This is a genomic window from Pseudomonas sp. YuFO8, from assembly GCF_035065025.1.
Classification (GTDB): Bacteria; Pseudomonadota; Gammaproteobacteria; order Pseudomonadales; family Pseudomonadaceae; genus Aquipseudomonas; species Aquipseudomonas putida_AE.
This window is the reverse complement of sequence record NZ_JAXDEQ010000012.1, coordinates 121,066-145,847: the sequence shown is the minus strand read 5'-3', so window position 1 is coordinate 145,847 and position 24,782 is coordinate 121,066. Positions and strand designations below refer to the sequence as shown.

Genomic DNA, 24,782 nt, shown 5'->3' with positions numbered 1-24,782 from the left:
CTCCTTTTGTTGTTGTTTTTTTCGTGTTGGCGAGATGGCTGCGCCTTACGCCGGAACGCTGTTGGCCAGCGCCGCGCGCAGTTCGTTCTTCGCCACCTTGCTCGACGGATTAAGTGGCAAGGCGTCGAAGAAACGCACCTGGCGCGGCACCTTGTAATTGGCCATTTGCTCCCGGCTCCAGGCGATCAGTTGCGCCTCGTCGAGTTGCCGCCCTTCACGCAGCACCACACAGGCACAGCCGACCTCGCCCATGCGCTCATCGGCGATGCCGATCACCGCCACCTGGGCAATGGCCGGGTGTCTGATCAGCGCGGCTTCGATTTCCGCCGGGTAGCAGTTGAAGCCGCCGACGATGTACATGTCCTTGAGGCGGTCGGTGATGATCAGATTGCCCGCCTCGTCCAGTCGCCCGACGTCGCCGGTATGCAGCCAGCCTTCGGCGTCGATGGCTTCGCGGGTCGCTTCGGGGTTCTGGAAATAACCCTGCATGATGTGGAACCCGCGCAGGCAGATCTCGCCGGTCTGCCCGGCCTCCAGCACCTGGTTGTGCGGGTCGCGGATGCTCACTTCGGTGCCGGCGATCGGCCGTCCGCTGGTGCCGGCAATAACCTTCGCCGAGTCTTGGGGATCGCATATCGTCGCCAGCCCGCCGCATTCGGTCAGGCCGTAGGCGGTGGTCACCACGGCGAACCCCAGCTCGTTGCGCATGCGCTCGATCAGGCTCGGCGGGATGCTCGCCGAACCGGTCACCGCGATGCGCAGGCTCGACAGGTCGGTCTGCTGCAGCTGCGGATGGGCCAGCAGCGAGAGATACAGGGTCGGAGCACCGGGCAGCACGCTGATGCGTTCTCGGGCGATGCGCTGGAACACCTGCTCGGCGTCGAACACCGCATGGGGCAGGATGGCCGCTCCGCCGATCAGGCAGGTCAGCCAGCCGGCCTTGTAGCCGAACGCATGGAAGAACGGGTTGACGATCAGGTAGCGATCTTCCGGCAGCAGGCCGATGACCTTGACGTATTCGGTGAAGGCCCGCAGGTTCTGGCCATGGCCGCTCATCACGCCCTTGGGTTTGCCGGTGGTGCCGGAGGTGAACAACAGGTCGCACATGGCCTCGGGCTTGATCTCCATGGCCCGGCGCCTGGCGCTGTCTGCATCGATGGTCGCCGCGCCGAGCAGGAACTGGGCAAGGCTCAGGTCCGAAGGCAACCCGGGGGTGTCGCCATCGAGCAGCACCAGGTGTTCGAGGCTGGCCGGCCGATGGGGCGCGAGCAACGCCGGGTAGTCCACGTCGAGAAAACGCTGCTGGACAAACAATACTCGGCAGCCGCTGCGCTCCAGCACATCGGCGGCCTCAAGGCCCTTCATGCGCGTGTTGATCGGTACCAGCACCGCCCCGGCGCACTGGATGCCCAGCGCCGCGAGGATCCAGTCGCCGCTGTTCGGCGCCCAGATGCCAATCCGGTCGCCGGCCTGGATGCCCAGGGCCAGCAAACCCCGGGCAAAGCCCATGACGCGCTCGGGCAGCTCGGCGTAGTCGATGCATTGGCCGTTGTCCTCGATGGCCGTGCGCCCGGCAAAACGTTCGGCACTGCTGAAGACCAATTGGGCAAGGGTGGCAGGGGCGGCGCTCAGGGGCGCGGCAAGGTTCAGGCTCTGATTCATCGTGGGCTCGCGCTGGGCATAATTGAAGGCATCAATCGGGAAAGCGGATACGCAGTTGCGCGCTGGTGGGCACCGCCTGGCAGGCCAGGATCCAGCCTTCGGCCAGGTCGCCCGCGTCCAGTGCATCGTTGTGCAGCAGCTCGACCTCGCCGCTTACCAGGGTGCACATGCACGAGGCGCAGCCACCGACTCGGCAGGCGCTGGGCGGGTTTAGGCCGGCACGCTCCATGGCGGCCAGCACGGTCTCGCCGCTGTCGCAGGCCAGTTGGTGGTCTTCTCCGTCCAGGCGCACCGCCAATTGCGCGGCCACGGCCGCTTCGCTGCTGGTCGCCAGCGGCAGCTCGCCTTCACCGGGCAGCGAGACAAAGCGCTCGACGTGCACCCGGCGATCCGGCATGCCCAGGCCCTTGAGCGCGCTGACCGCCGCGTCCATGAACGGGCCAGGGCCACAGATGAATGCCTGAGCATCGATGAACGGCCGCGCCAGCTCCGCCAGTTGCCCGACGCTCGGGATGCCCTGCACCGAATCGAGCCAATGGACGATCTGCAGGCGTTGCGGATGAGCGCTGGCCAGCTGGCGGAGTTCGTCCTTGAAAATCACCGAGGACTCATCGCGGTTGGCATAGATCAGCAGCACCCGACCAGTTCCCGCGAGCAACGCCGAACGCAGGATCGACAGCACCGGGGTCACGCCACTGCCGCCGCCAAACAGCAGCAAGTCGCCGTCGAGACTGCGCGGCACGAACACCCCGGCCGGTGGCAGCACCTCCAGGGTCTGGCCGGCCTGCAACTCGCCGCACAGCCAGTTCGAGGCGCGGCCCTCGTGCACGCGCTTGACCGTTACCCGCAACGGCTCATCCAGCAACGGCGTGCTGGACAATGAATAACAACGGGGCAGCCAGCCGTCCTCGAAAGGCACGCGCAAGGTCAGGAACTGGCCTGGTTGATAGCGAAAACGTTCGCCCAGGTGCTCCGGCACGTCGAACACCAGGGAACGCGCATCGGCGGTTTCCTCGATCACGCGGGCCACGCGCAGGGCAAGATAATTGTTCATAGGTCAGCTACTCATGACCACCTGGCCGTGCAGCACGGACAGGTGTAAACCAGGGGTGTCGAAACGCTCGCCATGGCCTCAGACGTAAGGGTCCGGGTTGGGTAGGCCGAGCAGCACCGCGCCGTAGCTGCGCCCGTAGGCCATGTAGTTGTTGGCGATGTGCCCGCGGGCCTGGTGCAGGTCGCGGAACAGCCGCGCCACCGGGTTTGTGTTGTACAGGCCGGAGGCGGCCATGCTGCGCAGCAGGTCGTTGGCCCGTTCGGCGCAGATGTTGGTCACATAGGCCGACTGGTAGCGATACAGCAGGCGGGTCTCGGTGTCCGGGTACTCGCCGGCACGTGCCAGACTCATCAGGTGGTCATAGTTTCGCTCGAGCACCAGGCGCAGGCTGTCGACGGTGATCATCGCTTCGGCCACGGCGGTTTGCGCCACCGGATCGTCAGCGGTCCGGGCGCCGTGCTTGCCGATGTGTTTGGCGGCGTTGTCTCGGAACTCGTTGATCGCGCCCTGCAGGGCACCGAGGGCCGAGGTCGAGACGGCGCGGGAGAACACCTGGGCGAACGGGATCGCGTAGATCGGATTGGTGTTGACCAGACGCCCGGGAGTCGCTTCGAGGGTGCAGTTGTTGGTGCGTTGCACGCGATGGGCCGGGACGAATACATCCTCGACCACGATGTCATGGCTGCCGGTGCCGCGCAGGCCCAGCACGTCCCAGTTGCGTTCGATCTGATAGTCGCTGAGCGGCAGCAGGAAGGTGCCGTGCTCGGCGGGCATGTCGCCATCGGGCGGCAGGATGCCCCCCAGGAACACCCATTGGCAGTGTTCGCTGCCGCTGGAGAAACCCCAGCGCCCGCTGATGCGGTAACCACCTTCAACCACCGTGACCTTGGCCGCCGGCATGTAGGTCGAGCAGATCAGCGCATTGTGGTCATCGGCCCAGACTTCGCGCTGCGCTTCGATCGGGTAACGCGCCAGTTGCCAGGGGTGAACCCCCATCACGCCGTAGATCCACGCCGTGGACATGCAACCCTCGGCGAGGATGGTCTGGATTTCGAAGAAGGTCCGCGGATCCACTTCATAACCGCCGAACGCCCTTGGCTGCAAGGCCCGCAACAAGCCGGCGGACTGCAACTCGAGGACGCTCTCCACCGGCACCTTCAAGTCCTTGTCGGCCTGCGCCGTGCGCGCCTTGAGTGCCGGCACCAGGCTGCGTGCACGTTCCAGCAGATCATGTTCGTCCTGGGTCTTTTCTCGCATGCTGTGCATCACTCAATTCTCCCGATCTCACTGCGCCACTGCGCGAGTTGAGACGGATCATCGGATCGAGCGGGTAATCCTTCATCGTCAAAGCGGACTAGGGGTGGGGTTGGGTATCGGGGTTTGGCGGGTATATCCGTTTCTTCGGTAACGACGGCTCATGGTTGCGCCCTGACGGCGGGTCACTTGTAGGAGCGAGCTTGCTCGCGAAAAACCTGAGAACACCGCGGGGTGTCAGGCTGCCCGCGTCATCGTTAACCTCCATCGCGAGCAAGCTCGCTCCTACAAAGGGCGAAACCCTGGGTGGCCGTTACCGCAGGAATGGATATGCACACACCGCCCGCTAGTCCATTGAGACGATGCTGGCCACGGCCGTTGCGGCGATATTCAATCCATCGACAATCGACCCCACGGAGCAAGGGCCCATGAGTATTTTGCAGCGTTTCCAGATGCACGGCAGCGTCGCCATCGTCACCGGCAGCGGCCGGGGTATCGGGCGGGCGATTGCCCTGGCGTATGCCGAAGCCGGCGCCGATGTGGTGTGCTCGGCGCGTTCGCTGGACGAGGTAGAGGCCGTGGCCGAGGAGGTTCGCGGCCTGGGCCGGCGCGCGCTGGCCATCGCCTGTGACGTCAACGATGCCGGGCAACGCCAGGCACTGGTGCGCCACAGCGTCGAGCAAATGGGCCGCATCACGCATCTGGTCAACAACGCAGGCGGCGGCGGTCCCAACGATCCGCTGGCAATGACCCCTGAGCAGTTCGCCCAGGTGCTGAATTTCAACGTGACCACCAGCTACGACTTCTGCCAGTTGTGCGTGCCGCTGATGCGCGAGGCCGGTGGCGGCAACATCATCAATATCAGCTCGGTGGCGGCGCGTTATGCCCAACGCCATTTCAGCGCCTACGGTACAGCCAAGGCGGCCCTCAGCCACTTGACCCGCTTGCTGGCCCAGGACTTCGCGCCGCAGATCCGCGTCAACGCCGTCGCCCCCGGCCCGACCCTCACCGAAGCACTGAACGGCGTGATGCCCACCGCCATGCGCGAGGCCATGGAAGCCAACACCCCGCTCAAATGCCTGGGCACCCCGCAGGACATCGCCGCCGCCGCGCTGTACCTGGCCAGCCCCGCTTCGGCCTGGGTGACCGGCAAGATCATCGATGTCGATGGCGGTGCCGACTCGTCGGTGTGGCCCGGCTGAACCACTCCTTTGGGCTCGCCCCTGATGATGTCGGGGCGGGCCTTTTTTTTCTCCCACCCCACTGGAGCCCTCGCCATGGACGCCCATTTGATCACCGCGCTCGGTGACGAACTGTTCAACGCCCTGCGCAGCCGGCAGACGCTGGCCCCCCTGACCCGCCGTTATCCGCAGATCACCCTGGAGCAGGCCTACCGGATTTCCCTGCACTTCCTGCAACGCCGCGAAGCCCTCGGCGAGCAAGTGATCGGCAAGAAAATCGGGGTCACCAGCCGCGCCGTGCAGGAAATGCTCGATGTCCACCAACCGGATTTCGGCTTCCTCACCAACGCCATGCAGGTCGAGGACGGCTGCGATGTCAGCCTGGCCCTCTACAACCTGATCCAGCCGCGGGCCGAAGGCGAAATCGCCTTCATCCTCGGTGAAGACCTGCAAGGCCCGGGCATCAGCGCCGAAGACGTGCTGGCCGCCAGCCAATGGGTCGTGCCGTGCTTCGAGATTGTCGATTCGCGGATCGACGACTGGCAGATCCGCATTCAGGACACCGTCGCCGACAACGCCTCCTGCGGCGTGTTCGCCCTCGGTAGCCAGCACATCGACCCGCGCTCGCTGGACCTCGCTGCCGTGCACATGCAAATGAGCAAGAACGGCCAACCGGCGGGTTCCGGCCTGGGCTCGGCGGTGCAGGGTCATCCCTGCGCGGCAGTGGCCTGGCTGGCCAATACCCTGGGCGAGCTGGGCATCCCGTTCCGCCGTGGCGAAATCATTCTGTCCGGTGCCCTGGCGCCGCTGGTGCCTGTGGTCGCCGGCGACCATATCAGCCTGTCCATGACCGGGCTCGGCGAAGCCAGCCTGCGCTTTGTCCCGTGATCGCCCTTCCCTTTCCAGGAGCCAGAAAAACATGAGCAAGAAGATCAAATGCGCGCTGATCGGGCCGGGCAACATCGGCACCGACCTGTTGTACAAACTGATGCGCAGCGAGGTGCTGGAGCCGGTGTGGATGGTCGGCATCGACGCCACCTCCGAAGGCCTGGCACGGGCCCGCGAGCTGGGCCTGAAAACCACCGCCGACGGGGTCGACGGCCTGCTGCCCCATGTCCTCGAAGACCAGATCCAGATCGCCTTCGATGCCACCTCGGCCTACGTGCACGCGCAGAACTCGCGCAAGCTCAATGCCCTGGGCGTGTTGATGATTGACCTGACCCCGGCAGCCATCGGCCCGTACTGCGTGCCACCGGTCAACCTCAAGGCGCAACTGGGCCTGGGCGTGATGAACGTCAACATGGTCACTTGCGGTGGCCAGGCCACCATTCCTTTGGTGGCCGCGGTGTCCAGCGTGCAGCCGGTGGAGTACGCCGAGATCATCGCCACCGCCGCGTCGAAATCGGTCGGCCCCGGCACCCGGAAAAACATCGACGAATTCACCCGCACCACCTCAAGCGCCGTGGAGAAAGTCGGCGGCGCGAAGAAAGGCAAGGCGATCATCATCATCAACCCCGCCGAGCCGCCGCTGATAATGCGCGACACCGTGCATTGCCTGACCGAGAGCGAACCCGACCAGCCGGCGATCACCGCCGCCATCGAGGCCATGATCGTGCAAGTGCAGCGCTACGTGCCCGGCTACAAGTTGGTCAACGGCCCGGTGTTTGAAGGCAACCGGGTGTCGATCTTCATGGAGGTCGAAGGCCTGGGTGACTACCTGCCCAAGTACGCCGGCAACCTCGACATCATGACCGCCGCCGCGGCGCGCACCGCCGAGATGTTCGCCGAGGAAATCCTCAAGGGCGAGCTGGTGTTGCAAGCCACCGTCCAACCCGCCCACGCATAAGGAGCCGACCATGGATCTTCGCGGCAAAAGCATCACCGTTCACGACATGTGCCTGCGCGACGGCATGCACCCCAAGCGCCACCAGATCAGCCTGCAACAGATGAAAGAGATCGCCTGCGGCCTCGACGATGCCGGCGTTCCGCTGATCGAAGTCACCCACGGCGACGGCCTGGGCGGCAGTTCGGTGAACTACGGTTTCCCGGCCCACACTGACGAGGAGTATCTGTCGGCGGTGATCCCGCTGATGAAAAAGGCCAAGGTCTCTGCCCTGCTGCTGCCGGGGATCGGCACCGTCGATCACCTGAAAATGGCCCATGAATTGGGGGTCAACACCATTCGCGTGGCCACCCATTGCACCGAGGCTGACGTCAGCGAGCAGCACATTTCCCACGCCCGCGGCCTGGGCATGGACACTGTCGGCTTCCTGATGATGGCCCACATGAACAACCCTGAAGGCCTGGTCAAGCAGGGCTTGCTGATGGAAAGCTACGGCGCCAACTGCATCTACCTGACCGACTCGGCGGGTTACCTGCTGCCCCACGACGTCAGCGCCCGTGTGGCGGCGATGCGCGCGGCCCTCAAGCCGGAAACCGAGATCGGTTTCCATGGCCACCACAATCTGTCGATGGGCGTGTCCAACTCCATCGCCGCGATCGCCGCCGGGGCCAACCGCATCGACGCCGCCTGCGCGGGCCTCGGTGCCGGTGCCGGCAACACGCCGATGGAAGTGCTGGTGGCGGTATGTGACCGCATGGGCATCGACACCGGCGTCAGTGTGTTCGGTATCCAGGACGTGGCCGAAGACCTGGTGGTGCCGATCATGGACTTCCCGATCCGCAGCGACCGCGATGCCCTGACCATGGGTTACGCCGGGGTCTACGGTTCGTTCCTGCTGTTCGCCAAGCGCGCCGAGAAGAAGTACGGCGTGTCGGCCCGGGAGATCCTCGTTGAAATGGGTCGCCGCGGCATGGTCGGCGGTCAGGAGGACATGATCGAGGACACCGCCATGACCCTGGCCCGGCAGCGGCGGCAGGCATAAGACCCTGCTGGCAGATCCACCGCTTTCGCGAGCAAGCCCGCTCCCACATTTGATTCGCGGCGCACGACACAAACCTCCTGTGGGAGCGGGCTTGCTCGCGAAGAGGCCATGCCAGTCACCCTCCAGGGCGACTGGCACACCGCTTTCGTCAACGCCAATCGGCGACGATGCCGTGCTCCAACGCAAACGGCTGCGCCGCAATGGTCCGCCGCTGAAACCCCGGTGCCTGTTCGTCTGTAGCCAGCCACAACATCACCGCCGCCGGTACATGGGGCGGCGCACTGCCGGCGCGTAAGGCAATCAGCCCCTTGTCGCCGATGGTGGCCTTGAGCGATTCGGTGGTCACCACGCCCGGATTGAGGGTATAGGCGCGCACGCCAGCCTCGCCCAGTTCCGTGCTCAATACCCCGGACAACCGCGACACCGCCGCCTTGCCCGCGCCATAGGCGTAACCCCAGCCACCCTTGCCCGCCGCCACCGGTGGGTCGCTTTCGCCGGCGCCGGAGGTGACGTTGATCACCACCCCGCCACCGCGGGTCACCATGTGTTCGGCCACCGCCCGGGTCAGCAGGAACGGGGTGAGGATGTAGCCCTTGAACATCCGCTCCAGGGTCTGGGCCTGCAGGTCCATGAACTCGGCGTTGAGGTCGCTGCCCTGGTAGATCGCATTGTTGATCAGCACGTCGATGCGCCCGTACTCGGCCAGCACCGCCTGGCAGGCATGCAGCGCCGAATCGCTGTCGAGCAGGTCCATCGGCACTACGAGCACCCGGCAACCGAGCTCGCGCAAGGTCTGGGCAGTGCCGTTGAGGCTACCGGCCAGCGGTGCTCCCGCGGCATCGCGCAGGGCATGCTCATGTTGTTCGCCCTCGTTGAGGGTACGGGCGCTGATCGCCAGGTCGAAACCGGCGCGGGCGAACGCCAGCGCCGCCTCGCGACCGATGCCACGGCTGGCGCCGGTGATGAATGCCACCTTGTTCATGCAAGTTCCTTTTTAGAAGCGTGGGGCGCGGACCATGGCGTCCATGCCGCCGTCGACGAACACGACGCTGCCATGGACAAAAGATGCCTGGGGCGATTGCAGGAAGGCTACCACTGCGGCAACTTCTTCAGGGTGCCCAGCGCGGCCCAGGGGCGCGACGAAATCGCGGGTCGCCTGGCCAAATCGGGCATCGTCCAGCGAGGCCTGGTGCAACGGGGTTTCTACCGCGCCCGGCGCCACCACGTTCAATCGCAGGCCCAGCTTTCCCCAGCTCACCGCCAGGCTGCGCACATGCTGGCTGATGGCATATTTGGAGGCGGCATAAGCGACGTGAGGCTGGCCGAGGGTGTTGGCCAAAACCAGCGCCTGGGCCTCATCGCCAGCGATCATCGCTTCGATCTGCGGTTGGCCGTCGGGGCCCGAATGGGTCGCCGCAACGGAACCGATCACCAGCGCCGCCGGTTGTTGGCCCTTGGCCAACGCCCCTTGCAGGCCGTCGAGCAACCCGCTGACGCCGAAGTAATTGACCGCCAGAATCAGGCCGCAGTTTGGCGCGGTGACACCGACGCCGGCGCAGCAGACCAACCCGTCGAGGACCCCGCCGCTGAGTTCAAGCACTTGCCCGATGGCGGCGTCGCGCCCTTGGGCGGTGGACAGGTCGGCGATGACTTCGGCGTTGCTGCGATCGATCCCGATGACCTGGTGGCCGGCGGCGCGCAGGGCGGCGGATACGGCGGCGCCGATTCCCGAGGCACTGCCGGTGATGGCTGTAATTGGCATGGTGGTTCTCCGTGATGGGTCCGCCCAGTATCGACAGGGCGATCACGGGACGGCATCGTCCGTGCGGACTAAAATCAAGCGGCGTCAACGACCGCGCCGCAGGGCAGGATGGCCCGGCGGCGGGTCTGCAGGCTCAGGCCTGGCGATAGATCGGCACGGCCAGTTGCAGCGGGGGCACCTTGATTTTCTCGGTCATTTTCAATGCCAGTTGCGGCTTGCCCAAGGCCACCACGCTGTTGAGCATGATGCGCACCAGTTCGGTCTGGCGCCGCACGCCGGTCTTGGAGAAGATCGAGCGCAAGTGCGCCCGCGCAGTGTTACGGCGGATATTCAGGACCTCGGCCGCTTCCTCAAGGGACAAACCGTTGGCCAACTCCATGGCCAGGGCGGTTTCGGCCTTGGTCAGGTTGAACAGCTGCTTGGTCACCACTTCGCTGGCCAGGGATTTGCTCGAGGCATCGCGGATGTACACCAGCGCCGCCGGCTGGCCCTTCTCCTCGGCCCAGTCCAGGGACGGAATCGATTCGACCACCACGCCAAGGTTGACCAGCCCCGACGGCCGCGTTACCGACATGGCCTCGGCGCTTTTCGGCGCGTCCGGGCAGAATGCGCCGCGAATCAGGCGCTGCAATTCACGGTTGTCGCTGGGATACGTCGCTTCCAGGCGCCCGCCCACCAGTTTCAAGCCGTCGGAGCGGGCCAGGATTTCCTGGGCCACCGGGTTGATCTGCAACACGCTGCCGCTCTCGTCGAGCACCAGGGTCGCCACCGATAAGCGGCTGATGGCCTGGGAGTACAACTCACTCAGCGATTCGCTGCGATCCAGCAGGTTATGCAACTGCGAGGCACGCCTCAGGTGTGGCAGGAAACTGGCGCACACTGCCCGGTCATGGGCCGAGAAGTTGGGAGCCCGTTTCGGGCGGGTTATGCGAAAGCGCAGCTTGCCCCCGTCCGGGGTTGAAATGTCGGCCAGCATCAGGTGGTACACGTCATGGGGCTCGCAGAATGTCTTGAAGTAGCCGTTCTGCTCCCACTGTGAGGAACTCATGATGTCGTCCACGGTGAATACGTGGTCCAGCGGCTGATTGGAGAAAGGCGAATTGGTTTGCGGGTAGGTCATGTAGCAGACATCGCCGGCACCTTCGATGTCGCCGACGATGATCATCACACCGACATCGGGTTGATCCGGCACCCGCAGGATCAGGGTGACGAAGTTGGCATCGTAGAGTTTGAGAAAGCTCCTGAGGGCCGTGGCCATAAGTTTCGGATCGAGGGCGCCTTCGTAGATTTCGCCCACCAACTGGTTGTAGCGCACGAGGTCGAGGCCAAGACTGGCCAGGGCTTCATGGGTCAAGTCAGCGTTCTGCATAGTCTTATCTCGCTCGGGTAAGGACTGCGCCCTTCCCTTGTTATTTTTATAATTTCGGCCGGGGGAACCCTGGGTTCCCCCCTCTCGACTGCTACTTGCCTGCCAGTTTTCACTAGCGCCTGCGGACTCCACAATAGGTCCGGCAGGTTTATTTTTCGTGCGCGGTATCACGCGCCGCCGGGCTGTTTTTCAGGCGGAACTGCCCTTGTGCCGGCGCAGGCGCGTGTACCCGTTCAGTCACCAGTGGGCGCCCGCGATTGAACCAGGCGGCCAATGCCGGCAGGAGGAAAATCGCTCCCAGCACGTTGACCAGGAACATGAACGACAACAGCACACCCATGTCGGCCTGAAACTTCAGCGGTGCGAACGCCCAGGTGCAGACGCCGATCGACATGGTCACGGCCGTGAACACCGCCGCAGTACCGCGTTGGCACATGGCCTCGTAGAACGCCTCCCGCAGGTTGGCGCCGCGCAGCATCTCGTGCTGGATACGTTCGTACAGGTAAATGCCGTAGTCGACGCCCACGCCCACCCCCAACGCCATCACCGGCAAGGTTGCGACTTTCAGGCCGATCCCGAGCATTGTCATCAACGCGTTGCACAGGATCGCGACAATCGCCAGCGGCACCAGAATGCACAGCACCGCGCGGATCGACAAGAAGGTCAGCCAGCAAAACAATGCCACCGATCCGAATAATGCGCCGAGCATGATCACTTCGGCGCGCTTGACCGCCTCGTTGGAGGCCGCCATCACCCCGACGTTGCCGCCGGCCAGGAGGAATTCGACTTGCGGCGAGCTGACTTCGGCAATGATCCGCTTGGCTTCGGCGATCGCATGGCTGACGGTGCTGCCTTCGTGATCGGCCAGGAACACCAGGATCTGCATCTGCTGGCAACCGTCGGTAACCAGTCCGTCATCCGGCATATAGGCCCGCGCGCCCTGGCTCAGGCCCCTGGGCGATCCCGGAATCGCCGCCCAGCGCGGGTTGCCTTCGTTATTGCCGGCGATCACCCGCTTGCCCATGTCCGCCACACTCTGGATCGACTGCACGCCGGTGACCGTGCGCATGCGGAAATCGAAAGCTTCCACCGCACGCATCACATCCGGCGACAGGCAACCTTCTTCGACGCCATTGACCTGGACGAACACCGACATCACATCAAGCCCGATGGAGTAGCTGCTGATGATCCTGGCGTTGTCCTGGTTGTAGCGCGAATCGGCCCGCAGCTCCGGCGCACCGGCGCCAATGTCGCCCACCGCCAGGTCGCGGGCCTTGTAGGCCCCGGCCGCCAGCAGCAACAGGCTGACCACAAACACCCCCAGGGCCGGCCCCGGTTCGGCCAGCGCCGACAGGCGCCACCACAGGCGGTGCCTGCCCGCCGGACGCGATTGCGCCCGACGCAACAGCGCAGGTTCCAGGCGCAAGTACGAAATGATCACCGGCAGCATCAGTTTGTTGGTGATGATCATCAACATCACGCCGATGCAGGCCGTCACCCCCAGTTCGTGAACGATGGGAATGTCGATCAACATGATCACCGCGAAGCCCAGGGCGTTCATCAGCAAGGCCAGGGAACCGGGGATGAAGATCTTGCAGAACGCCGATCGCGCCGCGTCCTTCGATGTACTGCCGGCCAGCACGTCCTGCTTCCAGGCGTTGGTCATCTGCACCGCATGGGACACGCCGATGGAGAAGATCAGGAACGGCACCAGGATCGACATCGGATCGATACCCAGGCCCAGCAGCGGCAACAGGCCGAGCAACCAGACCACCGGCAGCAACGCCACCACCAGCGCCACCACCGTCAGGCGCAGGGAGCGCGAATACAGCCACAGCAGCAACCCGGTAATGACGAAGGCCACCACAAAGAAGCCGATCACCGTGTTCAGCCCTTCGACCACATCCCCCACCAGCTTGGCGAAGCCGACGATGTTGATCTCGATATCCGCGCTGTTGTATTTGGCTCGGATGTCTTCCAGGCGCTTGGCGATCTCGACATAGGACACCGGCTGGCCGGTCTTGGGGTCGATGTCCTGCAAGTCGGCGCGGACCATGGCCGACTTGAGGTCGTTGGCCACCAGGCGACCGACCTGTCCGGAGGCAGCGGTGTTGCTGCGCACCTGCGCCAGGTCCTCCGGGGTGCCGGCGAAGCGCGGTGGCACCACCACGTCGCCGAAGAAACCTTCCTCGGTGATTTCGATGTAGCGCACGTTGGCGGTGAACAGCGACGTCACACTGGGGCGGCTGACCCCGGAGATGAAAAACACGTCGTCGGTGACTTTGCGCAGGGTCTCGAGGTACTCGGTGTTGTAAATGTCACCCTCGCCCTTCCAGCGTACGCTCACCAGGAAGCGGTTGGCGCCGGTGAAGTAATGGCTGAACTTGAGGAAGTTGATCATGAAGTCATGACGTACCGGGATCTGTTTGTTGAAGCCCGGATCCAGTTGCGTGTGGGTGGCGCTGTAGCCCAGGCCCAGCGTTACCAGAACGAATAGCAACAGCAGTCCCTTGCGCCAGGCCATCAGGTAGTCCGCGCACGTTTCGACGCAGCGCGTCACCCAGTGTTTACCTTGATTCATTGCCCCGCCTCTCATTTACTGGGTGGCCTGTGTGGCCACTAGGGCAGCGACGCTGCCACTTGAACCCTGCAATACGCCGCGCTCGCCACCGACCAGCAGCCGCGAGCCGACCATCGTCGCCGAGGTCAACGTACCGAGGCCGGCCAGGCGTCCGACGCCGACCAGCGCACCCTGTGCATCCAGGCGCACCACCGAGCTGCCGGCACCGACGATCACCAGGCCCGATTGGTCGGGCAGCAATGCATGGCCATACAACGGCAGTTGATTGCCGACCTTGACCTGGGTCCAGCTATCGCCGAAGTCGTGGCTGACGAACACGTGCCCGCGCATGCCATAGGTCACCCAGTCCTTCGCGCTCAAGCGCACGATGCCGAACAGCGAGCCGCTGTAGAACGCCGGCAAGCTCTGCCAGTGCTGGCCGGCGTCGGTAGTGCGCAGGACCAGGCCCTGCTCGCCCACCAGCATGCGCCGGCCATCGTCGCCACCGGCCATGCTGTTGAGGTGGGCGTTGTCGATGTCCAGGGATTGCGGCGTCCAGGTCTTCCCGGCGTCAGCCGATTGATAGAACTTGCCGAAGCTGCCGAACGCCATGACGCTGTCGCCACCGCCGGTCCAGATACCCAGCAGCGGTTCGCCCAGGTCGCTGTCGTAGCGCATTTCCTGCCAGTTGCTGCCGGCATCCTCGGAACGCAGGATCCAGCCGTCATGCCCGACGGCCAGCAAGCGCTTGTCGTCCAGTGCCACCACGGCGGTCAGGGTGGCGTTGCGCTGGGTGGCGACGCTCGCAGGCTGCCAGCTGACGCCCTGGTCATCGCTGAGCAGGACGCTGCCCCGCTCGCCCACGGCGACCACGCGCGCGCCAAGATTGAGCAGGCCGTTGATCTGCACACGGTCCGGGCGCGTGGCCAGCAGTTCCGCTTGCGGTGGGGATTTGGGGGAGAAGGTGTAGCCAATGGTCAAGGCGACCACCAGGCAAACCGCGTAGCCGATCACCGAGCGCATGGGCAGCGCTCCTGCTCGGGGTTGGCGTGGATAAGGCAAGTCATAGGGCCGATCCTCTTGTTTTTGTCACGCGCCAGGGCATGCGAGGCAATCGAGATGGGCGTTGCCTCTGGGGCAATAGTCGGCGCAAGGGAGGGGGGGCACATCGTCCAAATGGCTTATGCAATGGCGGGAATGGCGTGGGGTGGGATGTTGTGTTCGGCGCAGGACAACTGTGGGAGCGAGCTTGCTCGCGATGGGGCCATACCTGCCTGCATCATTGCCGACTGGTCTACGGATGCCATCGCCGGCAAGCCGGCTCCTACAGGGGATCTTCGGCGGGAATCAGGCCATGTACAGGATCACCAAATCGTTGATCACCGACGGCCGGTCCTGGCCCACCACATGGATGTTGAGCTCCAGGGTCAGTTGGGTACCACGGGCGAGGATTTCGACTTTTTTCACCCGCGCCCGCGAATGGATGCGCGAGCCGGCCGGTACCGGCGCCGGGAAGCGCAGGCGGTCGGAGCCGTAGTTGATCTGGGTGCTGAAACCGCTGATCTCGAAGCCCAGCGCCAGTTTCATCCGCGACTGCAGCACCTGTACCAGCGCGCCATGGGCGATGGTGCCGCCGAACGGGCTTTGCAGGCGCGCCCGCTCCGGATCGGTATGGATCCAGTAATCGTCGCCCGACAATTGGGCGAAGGCGTCGATCAGTGCCTGGTCGACCACCACCACGTTGCTCCAGTCACTGAACTGCTCGCTGACCAACTCTTGCAGGGCCGGGCCATCGTTGAGGTCAATCTGCCGGGCGACAGGCTGTTGCGAGGTCGCAGGTTCCGGTTCACTGTCCTGCGCAGGCAGGGGCTCAAATGCTGCTGCCTCCTTGTCCACGCCAGTAAAGCGCAGCAGGCGATTGCCCTTGGCGTCGACTTCGGCAAACACCGGCCGCAAGGGCATGCCGATGCGGATCTCGGTTTCGTCGAGGCCGACCAGGTTGGTGTTGATGCGCACCCCTTCGGCCAGTTCGACCACCGCCAGTTTCTGCGGCATCTCATCGATGAAGTCGGGCAAGGTGGCGATGCGCGTCACGGTGTAGCTGTACAGCGTTGCGGCGCCGTCGACTTCGCGCCAGGCCAGGTCATGCTCCAGGCATACCGGGCAATGCCGGCGCGGGTAGAAGTTCCAGTGCGCACAGGCGTTGCATTGCTGGATCAGCAGGCGGCGAGCCTTCAGGCCCTCCCAGAAGGGCGCGGAAATCGGCGTCGCAACCGGCATCGGTTTGTTGTTGGACATGTGCTTATGCTCCCTGAAGTATCAATGCGCCCTGCTCGCTCATCACGCCACCGGTGCCGGAGACGTAGACGCTGTCGCAGCGGCCCAGTTGGCGTTCACCGGCGGTGCCGGCGATCTGCGTCACCGCCTCGATCACCTGGCTCATGCCACCGGCGGAGGCCGACTGGCCGAAACTGAGCTGCCCGCCATGGGTGTTCATCGGGAAATCGCCACGCCAGGTCAGGTCGTGTTCGCGCACGAACGCCATACCCTCGCCCTTGCCGCAGAAACCGGCATCTTCCAGGGTGAGCAACGTGGTGATGGTGTAGCAGTCGTAGATCTGCGCGGCATCGACGTCCTTGGGCTTGAGCCCGGCCATGGCAAAGGCCCGCTGCGAAGCCGGGCCGATGGGCGTGTGCAGCATGTCCTCGGCATAGGACGGCGACTTGAATGCCAGGTGTTCGCCAAACCCGGTAATGAACGCCGGACGCTTGCGCGCCCTCGCCGCCACTTCCTTGCTGGTGATAATCAGCGCGGCACCACCGGCCACCGGCATGACGATTTCCAGGACGTGCAACGGGTCGGCGACCATTTTGCTGGCCAGCACCTGCTCAATGGTCAACGGCTGGCCATAGAACATCGCTTGCGGGTTGGCCAGGGCGTTGGTGCGCTGGTCGACGGCGATCTTGGCCATCGCCCGCTGGTCGTAGTCGTACTGCGCGGCATAACGCTGGGCGATCATGGCGTAGCCGGTGTTCTGGCCCATGTGCCCGTATGGCAGGTCGAATTCGGCTTCGGGCGCACCGAATGCCGTGCTGTGCCCACCAAAGCGCATGGAGCGGGCCATCCAGCCAGGATCCTCGTCGGGGCCAAATGGCGCCATGCGCGCGGGGATGACGCACAGCACGGCCTGGCACAACCCCAGTTCGATGGCGGCGGCGGCGCGCCAGACCATGCCCACCGAGGTACAGCCACCCAGGTCCACCACTTCGGCGAAGTTCAGGCGCAGGCCCAGGTACTCGGCAGCCATAGCCGGTACGAACACCGAGGCTTCATGAAAATGCGGGCCGTTGATCACCAGCCCGTCGAGGTCCGAGGCCTTGAGCCCGGCATCGCGCAGCGCCTGGGCCGCGAGGTCGGCGACTTGTTCAAGGTGAAACATCTTGGGTGCGGTGGAGTACTTCTCCGGTTTGTACTGTGCGCTGCCAACAATGGCCGCATGCCCCTTGAGCCCCATAGTGCCTCCATGCCGAAGCGTTACGCTGCGGCTTTTTCCAGGTTGTATTTGAGGTCCGGGCGCCATCGAGCGCCGCGGAGCTTGAGTGGTCGGTCAGAAGGTGTATTTCATCGAGAACGTGGCGTAGTCGCGGTCGGCGAACGGACGGTCGATCGCATCGGCTTCACCCAGGTAGGCGATGTATCTCAAGCCGAGTTCCAGGTTGCCCAGGTACTTGAAGGTCGTGCCCGCGCTCAGGCGTCGGTCGCCGGCGACGCCGGAGATGCTTCCGGCCATTGGCGTGGAGCCGCTGAAGACGTTGGAGAAGCTGAGGGGGACTTCCAGATCCCAGCCTTGGAAAACTCCCGGATAACTGAACGATGCGCCCACGGTGTAGGCACTTGAAGACTTGGTGCGGTAACCCGCGGCTGTGCTGTAGGTATAGTCATCGGAAGGAGCCACCAGGGGTGCCAGGGAAGGTAACAGGTTGACGCCTTGCAGGTTGGGCGCCGCCGAAGTGGACTCGACGCTGTCGACCTGCACGCGGATGATTTCGGCAGTCAGGCTGGTCTGGCTGGCCCACGGGCGATCGCCGAGGATTCGGATCGCCGACAACTGCATCTGCTGGCCCTTGCCCTTGGCCGGCACCGCGCCGAGGCCGGTATTGACCATCACCGGCGCCCCGTCGCGGTACGACCATTCGGCGCCGACCTGGGTGTCGCCAATCTTGGTCGAGGCGCTGATACCGGTCAGCTTGATGTCTTCGAAATACTTGATCTCGTAACCATTGCTGACGAAGGCGTTGCGGCCACCGCCCACTGGCAGCGGGTCGTAGCCGACCAGGGCGGTGGCCGGGTTCTTGTCGTGGTAGTTGACGTGAAACAGCGACAGCTCGAGGGCCGGTACCGGGCGGTAGCGCATCTGCACGCCCCACTGACCACCATCACTCGGCTTGTCGGTGCCACGGTAGGCGATCTTCTGGCCGTTGGCGTAGATAAACTCGCGACCTGGCCCAACCACGTCGCTTCCCGACAGGTAGCTGCCCACCGGCGGCAGTTCCGTGCCCTTCCATTCGTATTGCACGTAGGCACCGAAGGTCAGTTGGGGGTTCAGTCGGAACGAGCCGGAGAACTGGCCCACCGGCAACAGGACTTCCTTGACCTCGACACCCGGCTGCGACGCTTTTACCGCGTCGGAAGGGTTTTGTACGCCGTTCACACCCGGGTAGAACAGACTCTCGCCCCAGGATTCGATGTGCCGCCCGGCCTTGACGTCGAGCATGGTGTCGTTGTCAAAGCGCCAGCCGCTGAACACATAGACGTCCAGCAGTTTGCTGCGGCCGCCACTGTAGTAGCGGGTGTCACTGGTGAACTCGTCGTTGTCGCCGTTCTTGTTCACAGTGGCAGGCGAGTCGTTATCGTTCTTGCGGTGGTAGACGTCGTCGTAGAAGGTACTGCCGCGCACCACGGCGCCGTAGTTGTCCTTGCGCAGGATCATTTCCGCCAGCGCACCCACGCGGTTGGTGGTCAGGCTGCCACTGTCGAAGTTGCGGTTGGCATCGTCGGCGTTGACCGTCAGCAAGCGATCGCTCTGACTGCCAGTGCGCACACCGATGCCGTAGCTGGTGGTCACCGACCAGTCGATGGTCGCGCCATTGTCGAACTCGATCGTATCGCCCGCCCACACCGGTGTTGACACCAGCGCAATGGCCGCCGCCAGGCTGGTGAGCTCAAACGCACGCGAACCGATGACCGTGGAGTTATTGTTGTTCTTGTTGATCACACTGACTCTCCTCAATGACAACCGGCTGGCTGCCTGGAATGTTCAACACTGCTGCCGTGCTGCCCGCTCAAAAAACCTTGAGCGGGGTAACAGCGCACGCTCCCCTTACAGCACGCCGAAAGCGATATCGCCCCCGGTCCTCTTCCCGTTCCAGCGACCCTTCGGCCACCAGGTAGTTGGCATGGGCCAACGTTTCGCCCAGCGCCATCAGTTCGTCGAAACGACCCGACAGCTTGGGAAACAACACGGCCATCAGTTCGAGCACGGTGCGCGGCTCGTCACAGTTGGCCAGCACCTGCGCCAGATGCCCTTGGTGGTGGGCATGCAGTTGATCCAGGCGCTCATGCAAATTGAAAAACGGCCGCTCGTGCGCCGGCAGCACCAGCACGCTGTCGGGCAAACTGCGCAGGTGCTCGATGGAATCGAGCCAGTCACGCAGCGGGTTGGCCAACGGCTCCGTGGCATGCACGCCGACGGTGGAGGTAATGCGCGGCAGCACCTGGTCGCCGGAGATCAGCAAGCCGTCATCGGCGGCGTACAGGCAGGCATGTTCCGGCGAGTGGCCGCGACCGATGACCACCTGCCAGGTGCGGCCCCCGATAGCCAGGACGCTGCCCTCGCACAAACGGCGGTAATGGTTGAGTGGCGCCGGCAGGAAATGCGCATTGCTCATCACCGCGAACATCTCGCTGCTGTGCTCGTCGGTCACGCCGGCCTTGCGGTAGAAATCGAGGAAATCCCAGCCCGGTGGCTGTTCGGCGGGAAACTTGAGATGCAGTGAGTGGAACTCGCTGGCGGTCATGTACACCGGGCAATGAAAACGTTCGCTGAGCCAGGCGGCGACCCCGGCATGGTCGGAGTGAAAGTGGGTGCAGACCACCGCCAGCACGGGCAGCCCGCCGCACACTTCACTGAGCACCCGGTCCCAGACCTCCCGGGTTTGCGCGGTGTTCATGCCGGTGTCGACCACCACCCAGCCATCGGTATGGCGCAGCAGATAGAGGTTGATGTGGTCCAGGCGAAACGGCAGCGGCATGCGCAGCCACCACACGCCCGGCGCCACTTCACGCACCTGCCCGGAGTCCGGCGCCTGCGGCCAGGGGTACCGCAGGCCGCTGCGCAGTTCGTGACCGTTGGCGTCGAGATCAGCCATGGTCGGCCACCGCGAAGGGGGTCAGGCCGGCACGAGCCAGGGCTTCTGGCGAATAGGGCACATAGCTGCGGGCCTGTTCGTCGCGGATGAACAGCGGATCGCTGCATCGAGTCGGGCAGTAACCCTGGCGCTGCAGATCGACCTTGCGCAGCTTGTAGCTGGCCGTCAGGTCTGCCGCCTGGGTGACCCGTACGAACACCGGTGCCGCATAACGCGGCAGGCGCGCTTCACTGAGGGCGTACAGGGCGGCGGGATCGAAAACCTGGCCTGCCTGCATCAGCACGGCGGCCATGCCGGCGCGTCCTTCATGGCCCGGCACCTGGACGCCATAGATGTTGATCAGCTCCAGGCCCGCCAGATCGCCCAGGGCGTCGGCCACTTCCAGGGTCGAAACGTTTTCGCTTTTCCAGCGATAGGTATCGCCGATGCGGTCGACGAAGTAGCAGTAACCGTCGGCGTCCTCACGCACCAGGTCGCCGGAACTCCAGTAGGCATCGCCTTCGCGAAACACATTGCGGCGGATCTTGCTCTCGGTCGCCTCGGCCGAGGTGTAACCCTCGAAACGCCCGCCGCCGATCTCTGGGTGATCGACGATAAAGCCCATGGCCTCGCCAACCTCACCCACTTTGCAGACTTGATAGAAGCCGTTTTCATCCCGTGGATGGCAGTCGTTTTCAATGTCGTAACGCACCAGCCGCAGGTTGGTCTTGTTCCAGTCCGGCACCCGTCCGCAGGAACCAAAATAGTTGTCGACGTTGATCAGTGCCGAATTGGCTTCGGTGGCACCCCAACCCTCGTACACCTGGATCGGGCCGAAGCGTTCCAGCCAGCGCTGCCAGGAGTCCGGCGACAGCCCGGCGCCGAGCATGCAGCGCAGGCTGTGTTCGCGCTCGCCCGCCTGAACCGGCTGATTGAGCAGATAGCGGCAGATCTCGCCGATGTACTGGAAGATGCTGATCTGGTGTCGCGCCACATCCTTCCAGAACTCGCGCACGCTGAACTTGCGGCGCACCACGATGGCGGCACCTGCGCGCAGCGCGGTAGAGGTCACCGAGGTGGCCGCGGCGCCGTGGTACAGCGGCAGGCAGCAATAGAACACGTCCTTGCAGGTGGCTTGCAGGGTGACTTCCATCACATCGCCCGAGGACATCCAGCGCATGTGGCTGTAGCGCGCAGCCTTGGGCAAGCCGGTAGTGCCCGAGGTAAAGATCAGCAGCATCGCGGCCTGGGCTTCGATGCGCGCGCGGATATCCCGGGGAAACGGCGTGCGCGGGGCTTTCTCCAGGCGTGCAGCGAAATGCCCGTCGATGCCCTTGGGCAGCGGGCCGCTCCAGGGATTTTCCGCGTCGCGAATCAGCCAGCACGGCAGGTCCGGAAAACCTTCGGTGGCCTGCACATTCGCCAGGCATTCCTCGCCGATCACCAACGCCCTGGCGTCGGTGGTTTGCAACGCATGCAACAGCGCACGGCCGTTGACCTGGGTATTGATGAAGGCCACCACCACCCCGAGCTTGACCAGGCCGAACCAGGTGCAGAAGAACGCCGGGCGGTTTTCCATGGCCAGGGCGCAGACATCGCCGGCGCGCAGGCCATTGGCATAAAAGGTGTGGGCCATCTGGTTGGCCCGGGCATCGACCTCGGCGTAGCTCAGGGTCTGCTCGCCGTAGATCAGAAACGTGCGCTCACCCTGCTCGCTCGCCCGTTGTTCCAGGCGGTCGGCCACGGTGTAGTGATCACCCGGCTTGATCAGCCCGGCGGCGGCCGAGCGCTGGTCGAGCAGTGCCTGGGTCTGTTCCCGTGGGACCGCGCGTGTCGGCAGGCCGTGGCTCAAGTCATTCAGGTTCATTGCGCCACCTCCTGGGCATTGGCTTGATAGGTGCTGTAATCCGAGTAGCCCGCCGGGCCCGGCGTGTACAGGGTCTTGCGGTTGAAACCCGACAGCGGCAGGCCACGCCGCAAGCGCTCCACCAGATCGGGGTTGGCAATAAAGTGACGACCAAACGACACGGCAGCCCCCTCGCCCGACGCGAGAGCGGCACTGGCCGAAGGGCCGTCGAAACCATCGTTGAGGATCAAGGCATGGGGACTGTGCTGGCGCGCCAGGGCGAAGGCATCGAGCTCGGCCAGGGGCGAGCGCATGATGTGCAGGTACGCCAGGCCCAACGGTGCCACGGCTTCGCACAGGGCGGCCGCCGTCTCGGCCGGATCGCGGTCGTCGATGTCGTTGTAGGGGTTGCCGGGGCACAGGCGAAAACCGACACGGCCGGCGCCGATGGCGCTGGCCATGGCCTCGATCACGTCCTTGGCGAAACGCACCCGCCCCGTCACATCGCCGCCGTAGACATCGCTGCGCTGGTTGCTGCCGGAGGACATGAACTGCATCGGCAGGTAACCGCTGGTGCAGTGCAGTTCAACGCCGTCGAAGCCGGCCAGGCGCGCATTCAATGCAGCCTGGCGGTAATCTTCGATGACCTCACCGATGCCTTGCAGGGTCAGCGCCTGTGGCTCGTCAGTGTCCACCAGCCCGGCAGCGTCGCTGAACACCTGGGTGCGTGCACGCAATGCCGAAGGTGCTACCGTGGCCGCCCCGGCCGGCTTGTTGTGGCGGCTGGCGGCGCGGCCGACGTGCATCAGCTGCAAAACGATGCGCCCACCCTCGGCATGCACCGCCTCGGTGACCCGTCGCCAGCCGACGATCTGCTCGTCGCTGTAGATGGCCGGGGTGCGACAATAGCCCAGGCCGCTGGCGGACGGCGCAGTGCCTTCAGCCACGATCAAGCCGGCACCGGCCCGCTGGCGGTAGTATTCGACCATATCGCCGCCGGGTATCGCATCGGCAAGGGCACGGCTGCGGGTCATGGGGGCCATGACGATGCGGTTGGCCAATTGCAGTTCGCCCAGGGCGATCGGCTCGAACAAGACGCTCATTTCAATTCCTCAGCTTCTTATTGTTTTCAGGCTGTCCCAGGGCTTGCCACAACGTGGGCAAACGCTGGCAAGGCAGCGGATACGGGCTGAATGATTGACGTTGGGCGCGAGCGAAACATCGTCCGACAAGACTAGGTTTGCCAACGTGCGCGGCGGCTTGCCTGCAAAGCCGAAAATGGTCTGAATGGACGATGAAAAAAACCCGGTGCACGTAGAGCATCGCGCCAACTAGAACAAAACCGGGAGCACCCGCAGTGAACCAGTCCACCCCCGTCACATGGCGAACGCACTACGCGCTGTTCGTGCTCGCCAGCATCTATGTGTTCAACTACATCGACCGTCAGTTGATGGCGATCCTGATCGAGCCGGTCAAACTCGAGTTCGGCATTTCCGATACCGGCATCGGCTTGCTGTCGGGGGTGACTTTCGCGGTGTTCTACACCGTGTTCGGCTTCCCGCTGGGACGCCTGTCGGACCGCATCGGGCGCAAGCCGGTGATCGCCTTCAGTTGCATCGCCTGGAGCCTGATGACCATGCTTTGCGGCATGGCCGGCAACTTTCTGACCCTGGTGCTGGCGCGGATCGGCGTGGCTGTGGGTGAGGCCGGCGGCACGGCGCCATCGGTGGCGATGGTCTCGGATTTGTATCCGGCCAATCGCCGCTCCACAGCCCTGGCATTCCTGATGCTCGGTTCCAGCCTGGGGGCGGTTGTCGGCCTGGGGCTGGGCGGCTGGATCGCCCAACACCATGGCTGGCGCTACGCCTTCCTGTTGATCGGCGCTCCCGGCATTTTCCTCGGCCTGCTACTGCTGTTGACTGTGCGTACGCCCAAGCGAGTCGTACCGCTGAGCAGCGCCACATTGCCACATGACGGCTGGCTCAAGACCCTCACTGAGCTGTTTCGCATGCCCTCGTTCCTGTGGCTGGTGCTCACCGGCGGCGCGGCGGCGATTGCCGGCTACGCCATCGGTACCTGGAGCCCGAGCTTCCTGATCCGTTCCCACGGTCTGAACATGCAACAGGCCGGATTCCTGGTCGGCGTGGTAGGCGGCGGTGGAGCGGCCATCGGTACGCTGGTCTGCGGCATGCTCACCGACCGCATGGCACGGCGCGATGTCGGCTGGCAAATCGGCGTGCCGCTGCTGGGCACGTTGATCAGCATCCCGTTCGCCCTGGCGTACTTCCTCTGGCCGCAAGGCACGGCGTTCCATATCGGCAGCATCGCCGTGCCGCAGGCGTTCCTGTTCTACAGCGCGTTCGCCTTCTTTGGCGTGTGGTGGGCAACACCCTGCCTGAGCGCCATTACCCATCTTTTCCCGGCGACACGCCTGGCCCAGGCCACGGCGATTTTCGTCATGTCCATGACCCTCCTGGGCGTGGGTATCGGGCCGCTTTTCGTTGGCATGCTCAGCGATTTCTTCGTGCCCACCCTGGGCAGTGAATCGTTGCGCTACGCCCTGGCCTCATCGGTGTCGATGCTGGCGCTGGCCAGCGTATTCCTGGCCCTGGCGTTGCCGCGTTATCGTCAACAGATGAAGAGCCCCGCTGCGTCCCTCGCGGTGATCCGGCCCGTGACTGCCTGACCGCCTTCGCGCATCACCACGCCGCTGCAACCCTTGCCCGGTTGCAGCGGCTTTTTAATGGTTCCTCACGTATTGGCGGGAAACTTGGATGACGCCATTTCTGTAGGAGCGAGCCT

The 24,782-nt window shown here is 64.4% G+C and carries 19 protein-coding genes; 5 read left to right on the top strand and 14 right to left on the bottom strand.

What is annotated here, in order from left to right:
* Positions 1-45: 45 nt before the first annotated feature.
* The 3 genes from SOP95_RS13495 to SOP95_RS13485 all read right to left on the bottom strand — a co-directional run bounded on the left by SOP95_RS13495 (position 46) and on the right by SOP95_RS13485 (position 3,982).
* Positions 46-1,662 carry a FadD3 family acyl-CoA ligase gene (locus tag SOP95_RS13495; protein WP_274074681.1) on the bottom strand — a complete coding sequence of 539 codons (1,617 nt, stop codon included), beginning with the start codon at positions 1,660-1,662 and terminating at the stop codon, positions 46-48.
* 31 nt (positions 1,663-1,693) lie between these two features.
* On the bottom strand, positions 1,694-2,716 hold the full coding sequence (locus SOP95_RS13490; RefSeq protein WP_274074680.1) for a ferredoxin--NADP reductase: 1,023 nt from the start codon (positions 2,714-2,716) through the stop codon (positions 1,694-1,696).
* Between the two features lie 78 nt (positions 2,717-2,794).
* Positions 2,795-3,982 (bottom strand): acyl-CoA dehydrogenase family protein, encoded by a 1,188-nt coding sequence (locus SOP95_RS13485; protein WP_274074679.1) that lies wholly within the window; start codon positions 3,980-3,982, stop codon positions 2,795-2,797.
* A 416-nt stretch (positions 3,983-4,398) separates the two neighbouring features.
* On the opposite strand from SOP95_RS13485, the gene SOP95_RS13480 reads away from it, so the two are divergent.
* From SOP95_RS13480 to dmpG, 4 genes are all read left to right on the top strand, one after another.
* On the top strand, positions 4,399-5,172 hold the full coding sequence (locus tag SOP95_RS13480; protein WP_323607347.1) for a glucose 1-dehydrogenase: 774 nt from the start codon (positions 4,399-4,401) through the stop codon (positions 5,170-5,172).
* A gap of 75 nt (positions 5,173-5,247) precedes the next feature.
* The gene (locus tag SOP95_RS13475; RefSeq protein ID WP_274074677.1) at positions 5,248-6,039 is read left to right on the top strand and encodes a fumarylacetoacetate hydrolase family protein; all 792 of its coding nucleotides are present in this window, start codon (positions 5,248-5,250) and stop codon (positions 6,037-6,039) included.
* Between the two features lie 31 nt (positions 6,040-6,070).
* Positions 6,071-6,997, top strand: coding sequence for an acetaldehyde dehydrogenase (acetylating) (locus tag SOP95_RS13470; protein ID WP_274074676.1), 927 nt, complete (start codon positions 6,071-6,073; stop codon positions 6,995-6,997).
* Positions 6,998-7,007: 10 nt separating this feature from the next.
* Positions 7,008-8,036 (top strand): 4-hydroxy-2-oxovalerate aldolase, encoded by a 1,029-nt coding sequence (gene dmpG / locus SOP95_RS13465; RefSeq protein WP_274074675.1) that lies wholly within the window; start codon positions 7,008-7,010, stop codon positions 8,034-8,036.
* Between the two features lie 148 nt (positions 8,037-8,184).
* Here the strand turns inward: dmpG and SOP95_RS13460 are convergent, their stop codons facing one another.
* The 11 genes from SOP95_RS13460 to SOP95_RS13410 form a co-directional block, all read right to left on the bottom strand.
* Positions 8,185-9,018, bottom strand: coding sequence for an SDR family NAD(P)-dependent oxidoreductase (locus tag SOP95_RS13460; RefSeq protein WP_274074674.1), 834 nt, complete (start codon positions 9,016-9,018; stop codon positions 8,185-8,187).
* 12 nt (positions 9,019-9,030) lie between these two features.
* Positions 9,031-9,798: an SDR family oxidoreductase gene (locus SOP95_RS13455; RefSeq protein WP_323607346.1), complete on the bottom strand. Its 768-nt coding sequence runs from the start codon at positions 9,796-9,798 to the stop codon at positions 9,031-9,033.
* Between the two features lie 133 nt (positions 9,799-9,931).
* Positions 9,932-11,167 (bottom strand): helix-turn-helix transcriptional regulator, encoded by a 1,236-nt coding sequence (locus SOP95_RS13450; RefSeq protein ID WP_274074672.1) that lies wholly within the window; start codon positions 11,165-11,167, stop codon positions 9,932-9,934.
* Positions 11,168-11,315: 148 nt separating this feature from the next.
* Positions 11,316-13,748 (bottom strand): efflux RND transporter permease subunit, encoded by a 2,433-nt coding sequence (locus SOP95_RS13445; protein WP_274074671.1) that lies wholly within the window; start codon positions 13,746-13,748, stop codon positions 11,316-11,318.
* Between the two features lie 15 nt (positions 13,749-13,763).
* Positions 13,764-14,750: a WD40/YVTN/BNR-like repeat-containing protein gene (locus SOP95_RS13440; RefSeq protein ID WP_274074670.1), complete on the bottom strand. Its 987-nt coding sequence runs from the start codon at positions 14,748-14,750 to the stop codon at positions 13,764-13,766.
* A 324-nt stretch (positions 14,751-15,074) separates the two neighbouring features.
* Positions 15,075-16,025, bottom strand: coding sequence for a bifunctional OB-fold nucleic acid binding domain-containing protein/MaoC family dehydratase (locus SOP95_RS13435; RefSeq protein ID WP_274074669.1), 951 nt, complete (start codon positions 16,023-16,025; stop codon positions 15,075-15,077).
* Between the two features lie 4 nt (positions 16,026-16,029).
* A complete protein-coding gene (locus tag SOP95_RS13430) occupies positions 16,030-17,241 on the bottom strand; it encodes a thiolase family protein (protein WP_274074668.1) in 1,212 nt (403 codons plus the stop codon).
* A 93-nt stretch (positions 17,242-17,334) separates the two neighbouring features.
* Positions 17,335-19,002, bottom strand: a complete 1,668-nt coding sequence (locus tag SOP95_RS13425; protein WP_274074667.1) for a DUF1302 domain-containing protein — start codon at positions 19,000-19,002, stop codon at positions 17,335-17,337.
* Positions 19,003-19,069: 67 nt separating this feature from the next.
* Positions 19,070-20,155, bottom strand: coding sequence for an MBL fold metallo-hydrolase (locus SOP95_RS13420; protein ID WP_274074666.1), 1,086 nt, complete (start codon positions 20,153-20,155; stop codon positions 19,070-19,072).
* Complete coding sequence (locus SOP95_RS13415) at positions 20,148-22,001, bottom strand: long-chain-acyl-CoA synthetase (protein WP_274074665.1); 1,854 nt, start codon at positions 21,999-22,001, stop codon at positions 20,148-20,150. The genes SOP95_RS13420 and SOP95_RS13415 overlap by 8 nt, the downstream gene beginning before the upstream one ends.
* Positions 21,998-23,083 carry an alkene reductase gene (locus SOP95_RS13410; protein WP_274074664.1) on the bottom strand — a complete coding sequence of 362 codons (1,086 nt, stop codon included), beginning with the start codon at positions 23,081-23,083 and terminating at the stop codon, positions 21,998-22,000. Before SOP95_RS13410 ends, SOP95_RS13415 begins: the two co-directional genes overlap by 4 nt.
* Positions 23,084-23,337: 254 nt before the next feature.
* Between SOP95_RS13410 and SOP95_RS13405 the strand changes: the two genes are divergently transcribed.
* Positions 23,338-24,666, top strand: coding sequence for a spinster family MFS transporter (locus tag SOP95_RS13405; protein WP_274074663.1), 1,329 nt, complete (start codon positions 23,338-23,340; stop codon positions 24,664-24,666).
* Positions 24,667-24,782: the final 116 nt, after the last annotated feature.